The sequence below is a fragment of the Aggregatimonas sangjinii genome (assembly GCF_005943945.1).
In the GTDB taxonomy this organism is placed as follows: domain Bacteria; phylum Bacteroidota; class Bacteroidia; order Flavobacteriales; family Flavobacteriaceae; genus Pelagihabitans; species Pelagihabitans sangjinii.
This window is the reverse complement of sequence record NZ_CP040710.1, coordinates 1,320,592-1,338,904: the sequence shown is the minus strand read 5'-3', so window position 1 is coordinate 1,338,904 and position 18,313 is coordinate 1,320,592. Positions and strand designations below refer to the sequence as shown.

Below are 18,313 nucleotides of genomic sequence, written 5' to 3'. Positions count from 1 at the left end.
AGAAATATGAAGTTCAAACGTATTCTTTTTCCAATGGCTATTTCGCTTCTATTCATAACAGGTTTCCATTCTTGCAAAGAAAAAAAAGAGGATAGTGCAGTGCCGGATATTGCCCAAACAGATGTGGACGATGATGGATTCGTAAGCATTTTCGACGGCAAAACCTTAACCGATTGGAAAGGCGATTTAAATTATTGGCGCGTAGAAGACGGTAATCTGGTTGGCGAAGTAACACCGGAAACGCTTTTGAAAAGCAATACCTTCATCATTTGGCAAGGAGGTCAGCCCGATAACTTTGAACTAAAGTTAGAGTTCAAAATCGCCGAGTCCGGCAACAGCGGTATCAACTATAGAAGCGAACTCATTGATACCATCCCTAATGCCCTACGCGGTTATCAGGCCGACATTGATGGAAAAATTCGATATACAGGCCAGAACTATGAGGAGAAAAAAAGGGCTACTTTGGCCTATCGCGGTGAAAAAGTTCGAATTACTACCCAAGATAACCCTGATGAACCGGGTTCCTTGAGGGCCAATGTTAAGAAGAACTGCTGGCAAAGTAGGGAGGTACTAGACACCTTAGGGGAATCGGATTCGCTAAAAACCAAAATCAAGAGTGAAGATTGGAATGAGATGCACCTGATCGTCAACGGCAATCGGTTGCAACATTATGTGAACGGGGTTTTGATGAGCGATATAACGGATGAAGACATTATAAATAGAAAAATGAAAGGATATTTAGGGGTGCAAGTGCATGTTGGTCCCCCGATGAAAATAGCGTACCGCAATATCCGAATAAAAAACCTATAATCCCATGAGCAAGATAGGCTTTGACGTTTTGGCATGGTCGGCGGGGGTTTCGGAAGACCTCTTGCCGATTATGGATCGTTTGAAGAATATCGGCTATGATGGTGTAGAATTTTTTATAGGAGCCCCGGACGTTTCGGATTACAAGCGACTTGGGCAACACGCCAAAGATATTGACTTGGAAGTAACCGCGGTAACGGTGGTCGGTCCCGAGGAAAACCCCATAGACCCTTCACCGACGGTTCGAGCCAAGGCTGTTGAACGTCTCAAATGGATCATCGATCGGTGTCATGATCTGAATGCCGAAGTACTGGCCGGTCCTACGCATTCCGCCTTTGCCACTTTTGCGCAACAAGCCCCACAGGAAAGTGAGTACGATTGGAGCGCGGAAGTGTTGCGTAAAGCTGGAGATTATGCGGCACAGACGAACCTTATCATAACTCCTGAGGCATTGAATAGATTCGAATGCTATTTGTGCAATAGCATGGAGCAACTAAAACACCTGTTGCAAAAAGTAAATCATCCGAACGTAAAAGGAATGTTCGATACCCATCATGCGAATATTGAGGAAAAAAAATTAGACGAAGCCATTCATACGATTGCACCATATCTGGCACATGTACATATTAGTGAGAACGATCGTGGTACTCCGGGCACAGGGCACATTCCTTGGGATGAAGTCTTTTCGACCTTAGCGAAAAGCAAATATGACGGCTGGTATACCATTGAAGGTTTTACCAGGAACGATGTTGATTTTGCAAATTCGATCAATGTATGGCGCGAGTTCGCCCATCCCTGGGATATGGCAGAGAAGGGATTTAAATTTATTCAAGAAATGATTCAAAAACATGCCGTTTAAACGCTGATGTCGAATACGGATTTCATACATACCGGTAAAGATAAAATCTCTAATGTAGCACAAATTGGCGGTATAGAGACTTCTATATTGGATAATGGTCTTGGCCGTGGTACGCGTATCGCTTGGATTAATACTGGAACCGGTCTACGCTACAAAGTAATTCTAGATCGGGCGATGGATATTGGAGAAGCTTTCCACAACCAGCACAGTTTGGCATGGTTAAGTCATACAGGAACAACCCCACCGGAGCGTTTTTCCGATACGGGTATGGGGTGGATACGCAATTTCGGCGGTGGATTGCTTACCACTTGCGGACTGTCGCATGTAGGCGGACCGGAAGACGATGAATATGGAACGCGCGGCCTACACGGGCGTATCAGCAACACCCCTGCAGAAATTGTTTCGATAGTACAGCCAGATCCCATTGCAGGTAAAATGGAGATGAGCGTTACAGGAATAGTACGGGAAGCACAGGTGTTCGGTCCTGTTTTAGAACTTAAACGAACGATTTCCGGGAAATTGGGGGAACCTAAAATAAGTGTTCAGGATGAAGTAGTTAACCGCGGTAACGAAGAAGTACCGCATATGCTGCTGTATCATGTCAATTTTGGTTGGCCACTAGTTGACGAAGGAACGGAAATCCTATGGAAAGGATCATGGCGTTCACCTACTCCCGATTCCGATCAAAAGATTTTTAAGGAAGGTAGTAGCTATCGCGTTTGCCCTCCACCGATGGAATCGCATTCGGGTTCGGGCGAAGACGTGGCATTTATCGATGTCGATGCCGATGGGAATGGGCAGTCTAACTGTGGCCTATACAACAAGAAACTGAATCTTGCCGTAGCCGTTCGCTTTCCCAAGAAGCAGTTACCCTGGTTGATCAATTGGCAGCATTGGGGCAAAAATGAATACGTCACGGCGCTCGAACCCGCAACGAATCCGCCAATCGGCCAGAAGAAAGCGCGAAAAGAGGGCAACCTTATTTTTCTGGAGCCCGGGGAAAGGAGAAGCTATTCCTTGGATATAGAAGTGATTTCACCCGAAAAAATAGAAGCATTTAGAACCGAATTTTAAAATAAATTATAAAACATACTATGGCAACACTGGCAGAAAAAGCCTTGGAACAAGGTAAGGGAATTTTACGGTTGGCACCCACATGGGTCCCACGGTCTTTTTGCGTACCAGGTAGAAGAATCAAATTGCATCCAGACGATTACTATGTTTTGGGTGGCGCACGAGGAGGTATAGACGAGCGTTGGTTCTCTTCGACAACACCCACTGAGAACGGCCCCTTGACCGGGAAAAATGAAGGCTTAAGTCCTGTTGTTGTAGAGGACGACGGTAAAGAAGTTCAAATTCTATTAAAAGACGTTATCGATGAATTAAAAGGAAAAATCATCGGCGACCGTTTATGGAACGCATATGAAAGCTGGCCCATGTACTCCAAGTTTTTCGATAATATGGGGCCACTCCCCCACCATATACATCATAATGACGAACATGCGGCGAAAATCGGGCAAAAGGGAAAGCCCGAGGCGTATTACTTTCCGCCACAGGTAAATAACCACGGAGGTGATTTCCCTTATACCTTTTTTGGCATAAGCCCAGGCACCACCAAAGAACAGATTCGTGAGTGTTTGGTCAATTTTACTAAAGGCGACAACAAAATCACCAATTTCTCATCCGCTTTCCGGCTAGAGCCTGGAACGGGTTGGGATGTACCCCCGGGAATGCTACATGCGCCTGGCAGTATGTGTACCTACGAACCGCAAAAAGCTTCCGATGTATTCGCCATGTACCAGTCTTTGGTAAACGAGGCCATAATCCCGGAGGAATTGTTGTGGAATGGTACGCCGAAAGATCGCATAGGTGACTTTGACCAACTGATGGAGGTAATCGACTGGGAATTGAATACCGACCCCAATATGCTGGAAACCAGATTTATGAACCCGATACCCGTAGCGCCAATGGAAGAAATGGAAGCGCAAGGTTATGTTGACAAATGGGTCTGTTACCGCTCCGATGCCTTTAGCGCCAAAGAACTAACGGTGCTACCGGGAGAGACGGTAACCGTAAAGGACAATGCGTGTTATGGAATGATCATGATGCAAGGGCATGGCAAGATGGGGGTTTGGGATATAGAAACTCCCACTTTGATACGGTATGGACAATTGACACATGACGAATATTTTGTGACCGAGCAAGCTGCAAAAGAAGGGGTTACCATTGTCAACCATAGCAGTACGGACCCCATCGTCATGCTAAAACATTTTGGCCCCGAAAATCCGGATTTGAAGTTGTAGTCAAGATTTTTTAATTTAAAAACAGAAGTATGCAAAATAATAGTTTTCCAAAGTTACACAACGCGACATGGCCTGGGATAGTTGGCAAAGGTCCTGACTCTGAACCACCCATATCCTTTGACACGATGTTGGAAATGACCGCTGCAGCCGAAGTAGACGGTATAAAGTTCGACGGTGTGGATTTAGGCCTTTTGGACCCCCATATTAATATCGACAGTTCCGATGACGAAATAAAGAGAATAGCGGATAAGATTGCCAGTCACGGCCTAAAGGTCGGAAGCTTGGTAGCCCCGATTTGGGGTGGTCCTACACTAGGTAGTGATGATGACCGTAAGACTTTTGTAGAAATGGTTCGCAAATCATGCCATTTCGGGAAAGTCCTAAGGGCACATGGCGTACGATCATACGGTGTAATTCGTATCGATTCCGCTTCCAGCCCCGAAGAATGGGCGAAGGATCCCGTTGGCAACACCAAATTGGTAGCGAAAACGTTCAGGGAAGCATGCGACGTGGCTGCCGATTACGATGAAAAACTGGCAGCAGAGGGCGAAATATGCTGGGGTGGGATGCACAGTTGGAAATCCATGGTAGATACCTTAGAGGCGGTAGACCGACCAAATATCGGTTTTCAAGCCGATATGTCCCACACTTTACTCTACTTGCTAGGCTATAACGCTCCTGAACATCGCATACTCCCTCAAGATTTCGATTGGAATGACCGCCAAACATTGACCGAGGCATTGAAAAAAGTTACGGATGCTCTCCGTCCTTGGACCATAGATTTTCATGTAGCCCAAAATGACGGTACTGTGCACGGGACCGGATCACATGATAAAACCGGTCGCCATTGTTTGGCCACGGACCCGAATGGTAAACTTGATGTAGCGAACGATGCCGGTTTCTGGCTTCGTAATGAAAATGGAACACTGACCAAAGCCTTCGAACACATTTGCTGGGATGGTTGCATGTTCGATAACGCAGTACTTACAAAACAGCAGACGTGGAATGATATTTTGACAACCCTGATAAAGGTTCGTGAACTACATGGTTGGAATTAAGAGTTCGAAGCATTCGTATCTGTACTTTATATGATTTCTAACGAAACAAAACTTTAATAGATTATGGCAAACAAGAAAGAACTTAGAATAGGATTGATAGGATGCGGCTTTATGGGAAGAACCCATTCGAACGGATACAATCGGGTTTCCAATTTTTTTCCCGATTTGGAATATCGTCCCGTTTTAAAAGCAGCCTGTTCCAGAACCGAAAACAAGGTCAAGGCTTTTGCCACACAATGGGGTTACGAATCCTGGGAAACCGATTGGAAAGCACTAATTGCCCGCGACGATATCGACGCGGTAGATATATGTACCCCTAATGATATGCATGCCGAAATCGCAATCGCAGCTGCTGAGGCTGGTAAAATGATATTATGCGAAAAACCCTTATCGCGTACTCTTGAAGAAGGCGAAAAAATGGTGGAAGCCGTTGCAAAGGCTGGGATTAAAAACACGGTTTGGTACAATTACCGCCGTATTCCTGCCGTTACTTTGGCAAAACAACTGATAGACTCTGGAAAATTAGGTAGGATATTTCATTATCGCGCCAATTTTTTACAGGATTGGACCATTAGTCCAGAATTACCGCAAGGCGGGGAAGGCCTATGGCGGCTCGATGCAGACGCTGCCGGTTCCGGCGTTACGGGCGATTTATTGGCGCATTGTATAGATACCGCGATTTGGCTCAATGGTACTATAAAAGATGTTTCGGCCATGACCGAAACCTTTATCAAAGAGCGCGTGCATCAAGCAACCGGAAAGGTGCAAAAAGTCGATATTGATGATGCTTGTATCTTTCATTGTCATTTTGAAAACGGATCTTTGGGTCTTTTTGAATCGACGCGTTATGCCAGAGGCCACAAGGCCCTGTATACCTTCGAAATAAATGGGGAGCATGCTTCCATCAGATGGGACTTACACGATTTAAATAGGCTGGAATATTTTGACCATAGGGATGAATCTATAGTGCGCGGCTGGCGATCCATACATGTAACGGATGGTGACCAACCATTTATGGACAAATGGTGGGTTCCAGGTTTGAGTATCGGGTACGAGCATTCCTTTGTACATCAGGTGGCCGACTTTCTCAAGAGTTTGGAATCGGAAGCCCCATGCGCTCCGACTTTCGAAGATGCCTATGAAACGCAAAAAGTGTGTGAGGCTGTAATTGCATCGGCAAATAGTAGAAGTTGGAAAAACGTGGACTAGATAGGAGAAGATGGTTAGTTTGCAAAATCAGTATTTAGAAACGAAAAAAGGGATGAAAATTGAACTTTTCATCCCTTTAATACTAACTCAAACTAACTCAAAAGAAGTTAACTACTCTTCTTAGTTAATATTACTACTAATTGATAATAAAAGTGTCCTGCACTACCCTGCTCGATTCTAAAAACCGAACAAAACACTTTAATTATTTTCAAAAAAATCTTCGTATAATTCACAACGGAAGATTTATAACGTCAATCTTTAAATCTCTTAGCTGCAAGTTTGTATTTTAGGATAGTATGAGTTTAATCCTCCACACAAGTTGGTTATAAATCATTTGAACATATGATGGGAAAAAGCGAAAGTATCTCCCTTATATTGGCGCTATTGTTGCTTTGCGGCTGCAATTTTAGTAAAAAAGATGAAGCGTCGACCGAAAAGACTAAACCGAACATACTCCTCATTGCTGTAGACGACCTCAACGATTGGGTAGGGGTCTTAGGAGGTCACCCGCAAGCGCAGACACCAAATATCGATCAGTTGGCTAGTAGGGGAATGCTTTTTAGCAATGCGCATTGTCAAGCGCCTGTCTGTAATCCTAGTCGGGCCAGCCTGATGACATCGCTATACCCAAGCACGTCCGGTATCTATTTCTTGAATCCCGATATTAGCGAGTCGCCTGTAGCAAGTCAAACCACTGTAATGCCAAAGAGGTACCAGCAAGAGGGATACCAAGTTTTCGGGGCAGGAAAACTATTTCATAATGCGAAAGGTTTGAATGAAAGACATGTTCCCAACTACGCCGGACAATTCGGAGGCTTTGGTCCCGTTCCAGAGCAGAAGATAAGTGATTATCCCGGGCATCCACTTTGGGATTGGGGTGTATATCCTGAGCGCGATGAACTGATGCCCGATTATAAAATAGCAAGCTGGGCAGAAAAAGAGTTGATGAAAGAACGAGAACAACCTTTCTGGATGGGCGTCGGATTCTACCGTCCGCATGTACCCCAATTCGTCCCTCAAAAATGGTTTGATATGTATCCGCTTGAAACGCTACAATTGCCAAGAATAATTGAGGGAGACCTCAACGATATTCCATCTTATGGTAAAGACGTTACGAGATTAAGGCACGTATCACCCTCCCATGAATGGGTAGTTGAAAATAAAGAGTGGAAAGCCCTTGTACAGTCGTATTTGGCCTGCGTTAGTTTTGTAGACGAACAAGTAGGCAGGGTGCTCGAGGCCCTGGATAATGGGGATTATGGCGAGAACACCTACATTGTGTTTTTTAGTGATCACGGATTTCACATCGGGGAAAAAGAACGGCACGCCAAGCGTAGTTTATGGGAAGATGGCACTCGGGTCCCTTTCATAATCGCAGGCCCGGGTATTAAAAAAGGAAAGGTCTGTACGAAACCTGTTCAATTACTGGACCTCTATCCCACCCTTTTAGAATTGAGCAATCTAAGCGCAGATACCAAACATGAAGGCAACTCCTTGGTCTCGTTGTTACAAAATCCCAACAACAACTGGCCGTATTATGCAAGAACGAATTTTGGTCCGGGTAATTATGCCATAATTTCGGAACAGTATCGATTTATTCAATATAACGACGGATCTGAAGAATTTTACGACCATCGTAGCGACCCCAATGAATGGAACAATGAAATTGATAACCCGGACTACGGGGTCATTATTCAAAAACACCGAGCGCAAATACCCCAAAACCGATACAGGATATTAGGCGAAGGTTCAACAGGACATTTATCTTATGGTGCCTCGGAAAAAAATAACGCTAAGCGATAGATACAGCAGACGAACCTTCAGGAAACTATCGAAATTTTCGATGGATAAAAACTTCATAATCAAAATGTTATTTTCACTATAAAATTTATATCGATTCAAAACAACAGTTATGGGTAAACTACAGGATTTTCAAAAGTTGGTTATCGCAAATGCTTCCCATGTAAAAGGATTGAAAGCTGGGGATGTAGCCCCCGACTTCACTTTGCCAAACGCTTTCGGCAAAATGATTTCGCTTTCAGAGGTAGTAAAATCGAGCCATGTTATTCTGAAATTCTACCGAGGTGAATGGTGCCCTATCTGTAACCTGGATTTAAGGGCCATACAAGCATCCCTACCGCAAATTAAAGCCTTGGGCGCGGTAGTATTGGCCATTAGTCCCCAAAAACCTGATGATGCACTGACCCTAACGGAAAAGAATCATCTTGATTTTGAGGTCCTGAGTGATGCGGACCAGCAAGTCATAAAGGATTATCGTCTTCAGTTCGATCCCGGGATAGGGTACCATAAAAGACGTGATTTAACCCTCTTGAATGCGGATGGCTCCAAAACCTTACCTGTTCCGGCTACCTTTATCATCAATAGGCAGCGAATAATTACAACGGCCCATGTAGAGGCAAATTATACTGAAAGGATGCTTCCGTCCGAAATCATAAAAACATTGCTTGACGAAAAGCACAAAACTTGAAAGCGCGATATTCACGTACTTTCTATCTGTTCTCGGAAACCATTCCTTAATTTTTAAAATCGGTTCCGTATCCAAAAAAAATTAAAGGTTTTTTCCTTGTATTGCCACTTGCAAAACCGGCCTTCACAGTATAGCCCTTTCAGGACAGCACAGGATGGTTAATAACCTTTAAAAACATAGGTTTGAACAAGACGTGATATGTAAATCGTCTTCTTATTTATCATAACTTTTAACCAACCGAAATCAAAATAGAAAACAGTTAGGACCATGAAAATGAAATTTTTGTTAAGTGCCCTTTTATGGGTTTTTGTACTTCCGCTCAAGGCCCAAAAATCGGTGAAGAAATCACCATCCGATAAACCCAATATTATCTTTATCCTAACAGATGACCAGCGCTTTGATGCGTTGGGATATGCCGGAAATTCGCTTATTTCAACGCCGGAAATGGACAAGTTGGCCAAAGAAGGTACGTATTTTTCCAACGCAATGGTGACCACTCCCATTTGTGCGGCGAGTCGGGCGAGTATCTTGACCGGACTGTATGAACGTACCCATAACTTCAACTTCCAGACAGGGAATATTCGGGAGTCGTATATGACGCATTCCTACCCCACCATCTTAAAAGGAAAGGGCTATAAAACGGGATTTTATGGTAAGTATGGCGTACGCTACGATGATTTGGATAAGCAGTTCGATGAATACGAATCCTACGACCGCAACAACGCTTACGATGATAGGCGCGGGTACTATTACAAAACCTTGGGCAAAGACACTGTTCACTTGACCAGATATACCGGCCAGAAAGCCATCGACTTTATAGCCAAAGCAAAAACGGATGAGCCGTTTTGCCTATCCTTGAGTTTTAGTGCGCCCCACGCCCATGACAGCGCGGAAGACCAATATTTTTGGCAGAACGAGTCGGATGTCCTGCTTCAGGATATCAATATGCCGGGACCCGATTTGGGAGAAGATCGCTATTTTGAGGCGCAACCGAAATTCGTACGTGATGGTTTTAACCGATTGCGGTGGACCTGGCGCTATGATACGCCTGAGAAATACCAACACAGTGTAAAAGGGTATTACCGGATGATTTCCGGTATCGACCGCGAGATTGAAAAAATCCGCGCCGAACTCAAGAAAAAAGGTTTGGATAAGAACACCGTCATCATCCTTATGGGCGATAACGGTTATTTTCTTGGTGAACGCCAATTGGCCGGAAAATGGTTATTGTATGACAATTCCGTTCGGGTACCCCTAATCGTGTTCGACCCCCGTTTAAAGAATCAGAAAGATAGCGATGCTTTGGCCTTGAACATCGACGTGCCCTCAACTATTCTTGACTTGGCGGGAGTTGCGTCTCCAGAGACTTGGCAGGGCAAAAGCCTAATGCCCATCGCATCGAACAAAACCAAGAACCTTGAGCGCGATACTGTATTGCTTGAACATCTTTGGGAGTTTGAGCACATTCCACCAAGTGAGGGTATTCGCACTAAAGATTGGAAGTATTTCAGGTACGTAAATGACCAATCGTTCGAAGAGCTCTACAACTTGAAAGATGACCCTAAAGAAATTAATAATCTTGCAAAAAATTCGAAATACACTGAAAAACTAAACGCTTTTCGGGCTGCGACCGACGCGCTTATTTTAAAAAATTCAGATGCCTTCTCGGAAGGCCCTAAAAATTTGATTGTCGAATGGATCAGGGATACGGAGGGAGTAACCATCATCGACCCTAAACCGGAATACGGATGGGTGGTTCCAGACGGGGCGGTTTCACAATCAGCCTATCAAATCTTGGTCGCTTCCTCCGAGGAAAACATCGATAAAAATATCGGGGATATCTGGGATAGTGGACAAGTTCGTACCAACAGCTCATCCGAAATCGAACACGACGGTACACCGTTGGAGAGCGGTTCAACTTATTATTGGAAAGTCCGTATTTGGGATGTGGACAATCGACTCTCAAGATATTCCGAAAAGCAGTCGTTTACCATGGGAAGTGCGCAGCAAACCATTACCACGGCAAACAGCTTTCAAATTGAACACATAGCTCCGACCTCCTTTGAAGATAGGGGTGATTTTTATTTTATGGATTTTGGAAAAGCGGCCTTTGCAACTATCGATTTCACCTATGAAGCAAAAACACCGCATACGCTAACCTTTCGCATTGGGGAACAATTGGATGGCGAAAATATCAATAGAACCCCCTTTGAAAAGAGTCATATCCGGTACCAGGAGATACAAGTTCCTGTAAAACCGGGACGGACCAAGTATCAACTTCCCGTTAAAGTGGACAAACGCAACACCTTGCCTGGCAAGGCGTTACCACTACCCAAAGGCTTTCCTGTGCTGATGCCCTTTAGATATGCAGAGCTAGAAGGTGCTCAAGCGCCCGTTACTGCAGATAATTTCAGACAAGTAGCCCACTTTAGCTACTGGGACGACAATACCAGTAGTTTTGAAAGCTCCGATGACATTCTGAACCAAGTATGGGACTTGTGTAAATATTCCATCAAGGCAACTACCTTCAATGGCTTGTATGTTGATGGCGATCGGGAACGTATACCCTATGAAGCCGATGCCTATTTGAACCAATTGAGTCACTACACCACCGATCGCGAGTATGCCATAGCGAGACAGACCATTGAATATTTTATGGAACATCCTACATGGCCGACGGAATGGCAGCAGCACGTGGCGCTCATGTTCTATGCCGATTATATGTACACGGGCAATACCGAACTTATCGAGAAGTATTATGAGCAATTAAAATATAAAACGCTGTATGAGCTGGCGAACGAAGATGGTTTGATTACCTCTACAAAAATGACTCCCGAACTGATGGCCAACCTTGGCTTTCCAAAAACGATGAAGGAGACCTTTCGGGACATCGTAGACTGGCCATCGGCGGGATGGGGCGGAGATCCATCCAACAAAGGAGAACGTGATGGCTACGTCTTTAAAGATTATAATACGGTGGTCAATTCATTTTACTATCAAAATATGAAGATTATGGCTGAATTTGCCGAAGTGCTGGGCAAGACCAAAGAAGCTATGGATTTTGAGCTCCGCGCCCTAAAGGCCAAGAAAGCGGTCAATGAGCAAATGTTCGATTCGGAGAGGGGAATCTACGTTGATGGGATAGGTACCGACCATGCCGCGCTACATGCCAACATGCTACCCTTAGCGTTCAATATGGTACCCGAAGAGCATATTGCTTCCGTAGTCGAACATATAAAATCACGGGGAATGGCTTGTAGTGTTTATGGTTCACAATATTTAATGGACGGATTGTACAACGCCGGCGCTGAAGATTACGCGCTTTCGCTACTGACGGATACCAGTGACCGAAGTTGGTTTAATATGATACGTATTGGCTCTACCATTACTTTGGAAGCATGGGACTTGAAATACAAGAATAATTTGGACTGGAACCATGCCTGGGGAGCAGTACCCGCCAATATAATTCCCCGTGGCCTTTGGGGCATTCAACCCAAAACACCTGGGTTCGGCGTTGCTACAATCAAACCGCAAATGGGTGATTTGAAACACAGTAGTATCGAAGTACCTACGATAAAGGGGAGCATTAAGGGGGAGTATGAATCTAAAAATAAAAGATTGCAGGTATTCCATATCGAGATTCCAGCCAATATGGTCGCCGAACTTGAAATTGCTCCGGCCCCAGGAAAGGAACTGATGCATAATGGTGAAAAGGTAGCAGCTGCATTTGGTTCGGTGCGCTTGAATCCGGGGAAACACGAAATTAAACTCGTCATTAATTCATTTTAGCAGGCTGTACATTCGACCTTAAGCTCGGACGGCATAAAAAGTAAAAATAAGAATAATACTTTTAAAAAATTCTGCAATCCCTTGCTATTCTATAAGAATTCTAGAAAGATAAAAAACTATACCAATGAAAAATTCAAGAAGAAATTTTATTCGAACAACAGCAATCGGCACAGCGGGTTTTATGTTGGGAGGCACCAAATTATCGGCAAAAAGCTATCGGAAAGTCATAGGCGCCAACGATAGAATACAACTAGCCATCGCTGGCCTGGGTCGACGCGTAAACGGTATGTATACGCCAATTGCGCTAGAACGAAACAATGTAGAGCTCGTTTACCTTTGCGATGTCATGGAAAGTCAAAGGGTAAAAGCGGCTGAAAATTTGTCAACGCGGTTGAATTACACCCCTAAACTTGAAAACGACATCCGCAAAGTACTCGAAGATAAAAAGGTGGATGCCTTATTCAACCTGACGCCAGATCATTGGCACGCTCCCGGTTCTATCATGGCCCTAAAAGAGGGGAAACACGTATATGTTGAAAAGCCCTGTAGCCATAATATGGCGGAAAATGAGCTCCTGGTGGCGGCACAAAAAAAATACGGTCGGGTGGTACAAATGGGCAATCAACAGCGTTCGGCGGATCATACAATCGCCATAATAAAGGAAATTCACAATGGCGTTATCGGAACCCCCTACAAAGCGGTAGCCTTCTTTAGTAACAAACGTGGAGAAGTGCCATTACAGAAACCTGCGGCAATACCAACCGGTTTGGATTGGGATTTATTTCAAGGTCCCGCGACGCGAAGGGACTACACTTCCGAAACCTGGAATTACAACTGGCACTGGTATGGGTGGAACTACGGTACGGCCGAATTAGGCAATAACGGAACACACGAATTGGATGTCGCGCGATGGGCCTTAGACGTAGGTTTCCCCAATCATGTGGAAGTAGATGGCTCAAAAACCGCCTTTGTGAACGATGGATGGGAAATGTACGATACGATGCTCGCCACCTTTAAATTCGATAACGATAAGACCATACAGTGGGACGGTAAGAGTAGAAATGGCTACTCAACCTACGGAGCAGGAAGGGGCACCATCATTTACGGAAGCGAAGGAAGCGTATTCGTGGACCGAAACCTGTATAAACTTTATGATAGAGACGGTAATCTGGTAAAAACCGTTAACGCCAAACACAAAGAAGGTGGTGTTGTACTAGGTGGAGGCGGTGGTATGACCACGGTGCATGTAGAAAATTTCTTCAATACCATTCGGGGCAAAGAAACTCTTCAGGCCCCTATCGATGATGCATCGGTCAGTATGGCATTGGTACACTATGGAAATGTTGCTTATCGTATCGGCAATGGTTTTGATGTAGATGCACAATCCGGAAAAATGTTGGATCCCAAAGCGATGGAGTTATGGGGCAGGGAATACGCCAAGGGTTGGGAAGTAAGTTTGTGATATGCAATCAACCCCTTCAGAAGCAAAAACCATGAAATTTCAAAGGCTTGCCCGATACCCAATCTAAATCTTGAACAGGTAGTTATATAAGCTTTCGAGTACACTTTAATGTAGCCATATGAAAACAAAAAACATCCTATTTTTAGCTGTACTATTCTCAATTCTTACAGGGTGTAACCAAAAAACCGCCGAGGTCAGCATTGACGGCGAACTGAAAAAATGGCATCGCGTTACCTTGTCATTTGAAGGTCCCGAGACCGATGAACTTGCGGCAGAAAATCCGTTTATGGATTACCGTTTAGACGTTACTTTTAGCAATGGCGGGAAATCCTATGTGGTACCGGGATTCTATGCAGCCGATGGCAATGCCGCAGAATCTAGTGCTACGACCGGCAATATATGGCAGGTGCGGTTCACCCCTGACGCCATTGGAGAGTGGACGTACAGTGCATCTTTTAAAAAAGGAACATCCGTAGCCATTGCCGAAAATATCATGCAAAGTGCTTCCGCTGGTTTTATGGATGGCCACTCGGGAGTTTTCAGCATTGCCGATTCAGATAAATCTGGAAGGGACAATAGGGCTAAAGGCCGTTTGAACTATGTAGGGAAATCATACCTTCAGTTCGAGGAAACCGAAGACTATTTTATAAAACTTGGGGTAGATGCACCTGAAAATCTTTTGGGTTATGCCGATTTTGATGGAGCGACCAATGCCTTAGGCTTTTTAAAAGAATGGGAACCACATGCCAAAGATTTTAATGAAGATGCACAATCCTTTGTTTGGCAAGAAAACAAAGGTAAAAACTTGTTGGGCGCCATAAATTACTTGGCTTCTGAAGAACTGAACGTTTTTTCCTTTTTGACCTTCAATGTAGATGGCGACGATCGCAATATTTTTCCCTATCTCCTAAAAGAACCCGTTGCCGCCTATGAAACCTATGCCAGTGATAAAAAGAACAAAGAAGCTTGGGAAACCTTTTTTCACAAAACCAGATTGGATGTATCCAAATTGGACCAATGGGAACGCATTTTCGAATATGCCGAATCGCTAGGGATGTTCCTTCATTTTAAAACGCATGAAACGGAAACCGATCATCTAATGGACAAAGGTGTTTTCGGGCCGGAGGGGAAATTATACTATCGAGAGCTTATCGCGCGTTTTGGCCACCACCTTGCCTTAAATTGGAATGTAGGGGAAGAAAACGATCAACCTACAGAGGAAGTATTGAAGGTAGCAAATTATATACAACGACTAGACCCTTATGACCACCATTTGGTCATGCATACCTTTCCCAATAAGGATGGCCGTTATGAAGATTTTATCGGCGACCGATCTCCATTAACAGGGGCATCCCTGCAACTGAGTGATGCGGAATTTTCGGATGTACACCCTAGAGTACTCAAATGGCGCGAAAAATCGAATGCCAGTGGCAAAAAATGGGCGCTGTCGGTCGACGAACCGGGCAAGGCAAACATTGCACTCCTTCCTGATGACGAGGACCCAGAGCATAACTTGGCACGTTCCAGGGCCATGTGGGGCACATTGATGGCAGGAGGATTTGGGGTAGAATGGTACTTCGGGTATGACAGCCCGCATTCCGACCTTACTTGTGAGGATTTTAGAAGTCGGGACCTATTTTGGGACCAAAACAGGTATGCTTTGAATTTCTTCAAAGAACATATCCCCTTTTGGGAAATGGAGCCAATGGATGAACGCGTCGTTGGAAACAATCCCGATGTGTATTGTTTTGCGAAAAAAGATGAAATCTATGCCGTATTCCTTCCTATGGGATTAAAAACAGCCTCCATTGATTTGGGCGATAGTGGGAATGTGTTTACCATAAATTGGTACGATCCTCGAAACGGTGGCGCTATGCAAAGTGGTTCCATCAAAGAGGTACAGGCAAACGGAGCGGTATCCCTCGGGGTTGCACCCACCGATAACGACAAGGATTGGGTGGTGCTGTTAAGAAAATCGGACTAATAGAATTTACCGACCCATCAGCTTTATGATTTCAAATTACGAAATGAGGTTTTCTCTTTATTTTAAAACAGTTGTTCGAGGCGGATTATATGTGATGGCCATTTTGCTATTTTCATCAGTGAAAGTAGAGGATGAGAGGACCTTAAAGCAGCGGAAGCCAAATATTTTATTCATCGCGGTAGATGATTTGCGTCCAGAGTTAAATTTTTATGGGGCAAGCCATATCCAATCCCCGAACCTGGATAAACTGGCAAAACAGAGTTTAGTTTTTGATCGCGCCTACTGCAATGTTCCCGTTTGTGGTGCTTCAAGAGCCAGCATACTTACCGGTGCAAGGCCAACTAGACATCGTTTTCTAAATGCAAGAACAAAAAAAGACCAGGACTACCCGGATGCCGTTTCACTTCCGATGCTGCTAAAGCAGAACGGGTACAGAACAATTTCCAATGGAAAAATCTATCACCACAAAGAAGATGACGCCAAGGCATGGGACGAAATCTGGCAAGCCGACGGACTATGGGGTTATGCCCTACCAGAAAACCAAGAGATACGTAGAAATACCCTCCGCGGCCTGCCTATGGAAGCAGCTGAAGTGCATGATTCTGTTTATAGGGACGGCAAATTGGCTTTAAAAGTCATCAAAGACCTGAGAGAACTCAAAAGCTCCGGTAAGCCATTTTTTCTCACTATGGGCGTTTCCAAACCACATCTTCCTTTTTGTGCCCCAAAAAAGTATTGGGATCTTTATGATAGGAAAAAGATTGAATTACCCGAAAGCTACGTACAGCCTAAATCTACGCCAGAAAAGGCGTTTCATAATTATGGCGAACTACGAAATTATGAGCATATTCCGAAAGAGGGCGATATACCCGTAGATTTGGCCAAAGAGCTCATTCATGGCTATTATGCTTGTGTGAGTTATGTTGACGCGCAAATCGGCTTGGTACTGAACGAGCTTGAACAATTGAATTTGGCAGAAGATACCATCGTAATCCTGTGGGGCGATCACGGCTGGAATTTAGGGGACCACAAACTTTGGTGTAAACATGTAACTTTCGAAACGGCACTTAGAACACCATTGGTCATCAAAGTTCCCGGAAAGACAAACGGACAAAAGACCAATGCCATTACGGAATATATCGATATCTATCCGACCTTAACCGAACTTGCCGGTATTGCAATACCTGAAACGGTCGAGGGTGTGAGTTTAGTTTCCATTTTAGATGGCAAGCAAAGTGAAAAGGATTGGGCGGTAAGTAAATTTAAAGACGCCGTGACATTGATCAAGGGAAATCTGTTCTACACGGAATGGACAGATGATAACGGAGAGGCGTACGAAAGGATGCTGTTCGATCACTCCAAAGACCCCTTGGAGTTAGACAACCTTGCCGAAAAAAAAGCGTACCAAGAAAAGGTAGCCCAATTGGCGCAGGAATTGCGTGAAAAATGGGGTAAGGATTTTTTAAAGCCATGAAGAAACTTTTTTTACAACTAAGTCTACTAGCTGTACTGCCCTTCTTTATTCAGGGGCAGGATGTTGAACCGTTAGAAGAAAAATTTCAAGTGAATAATACCGATGACAATTGGGTGGCGCAACTTGAAGATACCGGAACGGAAGATTGGCAGAAACATTGGTTTCTCGACGGGGAGATAGCTACCGTCGATACCACCGAAGACGGAATGCATTTGCAAGCGGGCCCAGAGAAAGGTAATGATGCACACCACGCCGTTTTATGGACGAAAAAATCCTTTGAGGGAGATGTTAAAATCACGTATGAATATACCAAAACCGATACATTGGACCAATACGTGAACATACTCTACATACAGGCAACAGGCATTGAGAATGATCCCTTTACCAAGGATATCTTTGACTGGAGAGTACTACGGGCCGTACCAAAGATGAGTAGCTACTTTAGGTATATGAACGCCTTCCATATCAGCTACGCCGCATTTTCGAAAGAAGAAAGGCGTCAGTATGTTAGGGCCAGAAGATATCCGGTTACGGCACAGCGAACTTTTAAGGAAACCATGATAACCCCTTCATACGATAATGAAGTGGGTACTATTAAGGATGGTGTCACCTATAGCATTACCGCTATAAAAACAAAAGATCATCTTTTCTTTAAAGTGGATGGTGACGGGAGAGCTAAAATTTTTTCATGGAATATTTCCCACGAAAAAAAGATAGGCGAGGGCCGAATTGGTTTTAGAAATATGTTCGCACGCTGTGCGCTGTATAAAAACGTAAAGATTTATACCACTTCGGATCTTCGTAGTCAGGATTGATTTCGAAAATTGGACTTGTCCGTACGATTTTCCGGGGTGCATTTTTAGGACAAACGAAATACCCA

Annotated in this window: 13 protein-coding genes; all 13 read left to right on the top strand. The window is 44.3% G+C overall.

Annotated elements, in window-relative coordinates; all coding sequences use genetic code 11:
- Positions 1 to 6: 6 nt before the first annotated feature.
- The 13 genes from FGM00_RS05430 (at position 7) to FGM00_RS05370 (ending at position 18,248) form a co-directional block, all read left to right on the top strand.
- On the top strand, positions 7 to 810 hold the full coding sequence (locus tag FGM00_RS05430; RefSeq protein WP_138851923.1) for a 3-keto-disaccharide hydrolase: 804 nt from the start codon (positions 7 to 9) through the stop codon (positions 808 to 810).
- A 4-nt stretch (positions 811 to 814) separates the two neighbouring features.
- Entirely contained in the window at positions 815 to 1,666 is an 852-nt protein-coding gene (locus FGM00_RS05425; RefSeq protein ID WP_138851922.1) for a sugar phosphate isomerase/epimerase family protein, read from the top strand.
- A gap of 6 nt (positions 1,667 to 1,672) precedes the next feature.
- Positions 1,673 to 2,740, top strand: coding sequence for an aldose 1-epimerase family protein (locus FGM00_RS05420; protein ID WP_138851921.1), 1,068 nt, complete (start codon positions 1,673 to 1,675; stop codon positions 2,738 to 2,740).
- A gap of 20 nt (positions 2,741 to 2,760) precedes the next feature.
- Complete coding sequence (locus tag FGM00_RS05415; protein WP_175416186.1) at positions 2,761 to 3,969, top strand: class I mannose-6-phosphate isomerase; 1,209 nt, start codon at positions 2,761 to 2,763, stop codon at positions 3,967 to 3,969.
- Between the two features lie 29 nt (positions 3,970 to 3,998).
- Positions 3,999 to 5,027 carry a sugar phosphate isomerase/epimerase family protein gene (locus tag FGM00_RS05410; RefSeq protein WP_138851919.1) on the top strand — a complete coding sequence of 343 codons (1,029 nt, stop codon included), beginning with the start codon at positions 3,999 to 4,001 and terminating at the stop codon, positions 5,025 to 5,027.
- A 63-nt stretch (positions 5,028 to 5,090) separates the two neighbouring features.
- The gene (locus tag FGM00_RS05405) at positions 5,091 to 6,236 is read left to right on the top strand and encodes a Gfo/Idh/MocA family protein (protein ID WP_138851918.1); all 1,146 of its coding nucleotides are present in this window, start codon (positions 5,091 to 5,093) and stop codon (positions 6,234 to 6,236) included.
- 342 nt (positions 6,237 to 6,578) lie between these two features.
- Positions 6,579 to 8,039 (top strand): sulfatase, encoded by a 1,461-nt coding sequence (locus FGM00_RS05400; RefSeq protein ID WP_236262935.1) that lies wholly within the window; start codon positions 6,579 to 6,581, stop codon positions 8,037 to 8,039.
- Positions 8,040 to 8,148: 109 nt separating this feature from the next.
- Positions 8,149 to 8,724 carry a peroxiredoxin family protein gene (locus FGM00_RS05395; RefSeq protein WP_138851917.1) on the top strand — a complete coding sequence of 192 codons (576 nt, stop codon included), beginning with the start codon at positions 8,149 to 8,151 and terminating at the stop codon, positions 8,722 to 8,724.
- A 267-nt stretch (positions 8,725 to 8,991) separates the two neighbouring features.
- The gene (locus FGM00_RS05390; RefSeq protein ID WP_138851916.1) at positions 8,992 to 12,513 is read left to right on the top strand and encodes a sulfatase-like hydrolase/transferase; all 3,522 of its coding nucleotides are present in this window, start codon (positions 8,992 to 8,994) and stop codon (positions 12,511 to 12,513) included.
- 124 nt (positions 12,514 to 12,637) lie between these two features.
- Positions 12,638 to 13,975, top strand: a complete 1,338-nt coding sequence (locus FGM00_RS05385) for a Gfo/Idh/MocA family protein (protein WP_138851915.1) — start codon at positions 12,638 to 12,640, stop codon at positions 13,973 to 13,975.
- Positions 13,976 to 14,093: 118 nt separating this feature from the next.
- Positions 14,094 to 15,959, top strand: a complete 1,866-nt coding sequence (locus tag FGM00_RS05380) for a DUF5060 domain-containing protein (protein ID WP_138851914.1) — start codon at positions 14,094 to 14,096, stop codon at positions 15,957 to 15,959.
- Between the two features lie 43 nt (positions 15,960 to 16,002).
- Positions 16,003 to 17,433 (top strand): sulfatase, encoded by a 1,431-nt coding sequence (locus FGM00_RS05375; protein ID WP_236262934.1) that lies wholly within the window; start codon positions 16,003 to 16,005, stop codon positions 17,431 to 17,433.
- Positions 17,430 to 18,248: a DUF1961 family protein gene (locus FGM00_RS05370; RefSeq protein ID WP_138851913.1), complete on the top strand. Its 819-nt coding sequence runs from the start codon at positions 17,430 to 17,432 to the stop codon at positions 18,246 to 18,248. The genes FGM00_RS05375 and FGM00_RS05370 overlap by 4 nt, the downstream gene beginning before the upstream one ends.
- Positions 18,249 to 18,313: the final 65 nt, after the last annotated feature.